Source organism: Actinomadura meyerae, assembly GCF_900188445.1.
Classification (GTDB): Bacteria; Actinomycetota; Actinomycetes; order Streptosporangiales; family Streptosporangiaceae; genus Spirillospora; species Spirillospora meyerae.
This window is the reverse complement of the sequence record NZ_FZOR01000092.1, coordinates 1-3971: the sequence shown is the minus strand read 5'-3', so window position 1 is coordinate 3971 and position 3971 is coordinate 1. Positions and strand designations below refer to the sequence as shown.

Annotated in this window: 2 protein-coding genes; both read left to right on the top strand. The window is 62.9% G+C overall.

The features are described from left to right. The first annotated feature begins 170 nt into the window (after positions 1–170). Positions 171–2639, top strand: coding sequence for an RHS repeat-associated core domain-containing protein (locus CHF16_RS38930; protein WP_483860513.1), 2469 nt, complete (start codon positions 171–173; stop codon positions 2637–2639). A gap of 24 nt (positions 2640–2663) precedes the next feature. Then, positions 2664–3179: a hypothetical protein gene (locus tag CHF16_RS39985; protein WP_143228370.1), complete on the top strand. Its 516-nt coding sequence runs from the start codon at positions 2664–2666 to the stop codon at positions 3177–3179. Positions 3180–3971: the final 792 nt, after the last annotated feature.

Sequence of the window (3971 nt, the reverse complement as noted above, 5' to 3'; positions counted from 1 at the left end):
ACCTCGACCGCGTCACCTCCACCACCGACGCACGCGACAAGAAGGTCTTCACCACCTACGACGGCCTCGGCCGCAAAACCGCCACCCGAGAAGGCGCCGAAGACGAACCGCTGCTGACCTCCTAAACCTACGACACGGTCACTCACGGCAAGGGCAAACTCACCAAGTCGATCCGACACAGAGACGGCGCCCAATACGTCAATGAGATCCGTGGCTACGACGAACTTGGACGAGTCGAGGCCGCCACCGTCACCGTCCCCGCTAAGCAGGGGCCACTAGCCGGGACGTACCTGTTCTCCACCGCCTACAACCTCGACGGCAACGACCGGTACGCCACCTACCACTACACCGACTCCGGCGCCATCACCTCCATCACCGACGACTCCCGCGACGGCGTCGACAACCAGTGCTTCACCTACGACCACCTCCAGCGCCTCACCCACGCCTGGACCCAAGGCACCACCGACCCCTGCGCCACCCAGCCCACCGCCTCACTGATCGGCGGACCGGCACCGTACTGGCAGTCCTTCACCTACGACAAGGCCGGCAACCGCACCGGCGAAACCCGCCACGGAATCGGTGGCACAACCGACACCACCCGCACCTACACCTATGCCAACCTCGGCCAAGGCAACCGCCTCACCCAGGTCACCCAGACCGGGCCGGCAGGCAACCGCACCGACACCTACGGCTACGACGCCACCGGCAACACCACCAGCGTCCAAACCAGCGACAGTAGCCCCACCACCGCGACCCGAACCTTCACTTGGGACACCGAGGGGGAGCTGGCCAAGGTCACCGAGAACGGCAACGACGAGACCTACGTCTACGACGCCGAAGGCAACCGCCTGATCCGCAAGGATCCCGCCGGAAGCACGCTCTACCTGCCCGGCGGCACCGAGTTGCGCGCCCTCAACGGCGCCGCCAGCGCCACCGGCACGCGCTACTACGCCTTCGGCGGACAGACCGTCGCCATGCGCACCTCCAACGGCGCCGTCACCTACCTGTCCGGCGACCACCAGGGCAGCGCTGAGGTCGCCGTCAACGCCGCCACGCAGGCCGGCACCGTCCGCCGCTTCACCCCATTCGGCTCCATCCGCGGCTTCGACGAGGACGCGACATGGCCCAACGACAAGGGCTTCGTCGGCGGCACCCAGGACCCCACCGGCCTCACCCACCTCGGCGTCCGCGAATACGACCCCGACACCGGCCGCTTCATCTCCGTCGACCCACTCGTCGATCAGAGCGACCCCCAGCAGATGAACGGCTACACCTACGCCAACAACAACCCAGTCACCCACGCTGACCCGGATGGCCTATGCCCACCTGACATCTGCGGTGCCGGTTATGTGCCGGTCGGCCATAAGAAGCCATTGATGACCGGCGGCTGCGGGCACGACTGCGGAAGGCCGCCCGCTGGGTTCACCTCGTCGCCCAACAGGCCGGTCCACGTCCGCTGGGGCGACACCACCGTCCACGCACGCAACTCCATGGTCTACACCGCGGCTCGGCTGCGGATGATGGAACTCGTCTACACCAAGTACGCGGGCAGCAACAAGCCGCTGGACCCGCTGCTCATGCCGGACTGCGGCACTGGCAGCACTGCTTGCTTCCCAGGAGACCTCGGAAGACTCGGCAACTTCGCCAACCTCCTCTGCGAGCTCGGCGGCTTCACCTGTGAACGCATGTCGGGGTTGGAGTTCTTCGGCACCGGGATGCGCAGCTTCGTCGACGTCGGGGGCTTCGGCAAGGACGGAGGGATCACCAGTGTCGGCGGTGGCCGGCGACCGTCGGGCCGAGCACAGGGCCGCTCGAAGCTGCCGAAATGTAGCAGCTTCGTCCCCGGAACGTCGGTACGCATGGCCGACGGCAGTGACAAGCCCATCGAAGATGTGAAGGTGGGCGACCAGGTCCTGGCCACCGACCCCGAGACGGGTGAAACCAGCGCGCAATCCGTTCTGGGCACCATCACCAGTAAGGGCGACAAGAACCTCGTCCAGATAACTGTCAACACCGACCCTCCGGCCTTCGGGTGGCTGGCCGGCGAAAAACCCGAGCCCGGCGCCGGCGACGTTCTCCACCACAGGATCCTCAAGGCCGGGGTGGTCATCGCCACCGATAACCACCCCTTCTGGGTCGCGGGCGACATCAATGCCTGGGTCGAGGCGGCGGACCTCGAGCCCGGCATGTGGCTCCGCACCAGCGCCGGAACCTACGTCCAGGTCACCACCACAAAGCACTGGACCACTCACGGCCAGCGCGTCCACAACCTCACCGTCGCAAGCCTGCACACATACTATGTGGAGGCTGGGCGGACACCGGTTCTCGTCCACAACGACGACACGCCGGTGGACATGACGGGAAAGAGTATGACGGTGTGGAATCGAGGGCCGTACCGGATCGATGTCGAAGGTTCACCCAGCGGAGTGCAGATGCACTTCCAGGAACAGATCAAGGGTGTCAGGTCCGGTCAGGCTCCAAAGTATCATTACAATCCCGAGACCGGGGAGTTCGACGGTATGCCCAATAGTCTCAAGAGAGAACTGAAGAAGAAGTATCCGGACTACAAAAAGGGCCTCGCCAAGGGGATTAACCTTTTTGAGCGGGCGCAGGTCGGTACGCCCGGGGCGACCTGTTAGATCTCAAGATTCGGGGAGTAGTGGGTGGCTCATATCAGCCCTGACGCCGAACAGGCTCTTGGCTCGAATTTCTTGCAGCATCTCCGTGCGGTTGATGTATGCCTTCCGTTGCGCGCGGTCGTCAAAGAGGGGTGGGTAGTTGAAGAGGGGGCCACGCTCCTCGCCGCATTCCGCGACTCCTACTTTGGAGACCGTTCGAGATTCTTGACCGTGGGTGAATGCGAAGTCGCTGTCAATGGGCGAGGTATTCCGGAAGACATCGAATGCTCAGGGGCTGAAAAGATTCAGCAGTTGATGCGACGGGGGACGGCGTTCGCGTGGAGTGCGCTCCACGCGGCGAATACGTCGTGTCGAGGAACCGCGCTGACGGCGCGTATATCTGTGGAGCCGACTCTATTCGATCCGGATGTGGTCACTGGGTATGTGACCTTCTTTTCTGCTGAGTTCGCTGACGTGCTGGGCATCAAGCCGCTCAGTGAAGGTCAGGGGATTCAAATTCTTCTGGAAAGTGCGGACTGCCTGGATCCGCTGCCGCGCTAGCTTGTCAATCTCCTCAAAGCGTGTGAGATAGAGCGGATCATGGATCGCTGGCGCATGAGCGGTGAGGGGCACAGTGGCACTGTCTTCAGCTGTCCTGACCTGGTGATTGTGCGTGACGGTGGCGTTCGCGCGATCACTGCGGCACTGGAGTCGGCCGTCAGTCAAGCCGAACGTGCCAGCCTCCTCACCTATCTGGGTCCCCCAGGGGTCTGAGCGAATGGCTCATCGGTCGGAAGGGCTGACCTGCCTGACGCCTGCACTGGTGCGCAACCGCGACGGGGACGTGCACTGGGTAACGAGAACACGAACGTCAAGGTGAGGATTGTGCTTTGGTAAACACAGAACGTGTACTGGCAAAGGCAGTCATGGAGCCCGTGATATCGATCGAGCTGACCGATGGCGAGGATATCGATCCAGATGTTGCCACAGCGATCGTGGAGCCGATTGGATATCTGCTGAATAACGTCTCGGGAGGTCGCGCCAAGAGTTGATCGGGCTATTTCGGGAAGTGGCCGAAGGGGAGGCGGTTCCAGGGTGGAGAGCCTTGGCGGTCGAACGTCCCGAGGCAATGGGACTCGTGCCGCCTGACTAGCATCCGTCCTCCCCGGTCGAATTCGATATCTCGTCGAGGGTCGCCGGGCACGACGAAGTACAAAACCAAGAAGATCTGGGTCGTCCTCAACACGAACGGCCATGTGTCTCTGCGGGGAGAAATTGAGCGAAAGCATAGAGCGGAACGCCAAAGTAAAGATCTCGACGGAGGTCGATGCACTCTACATCAAGCTCGCCACC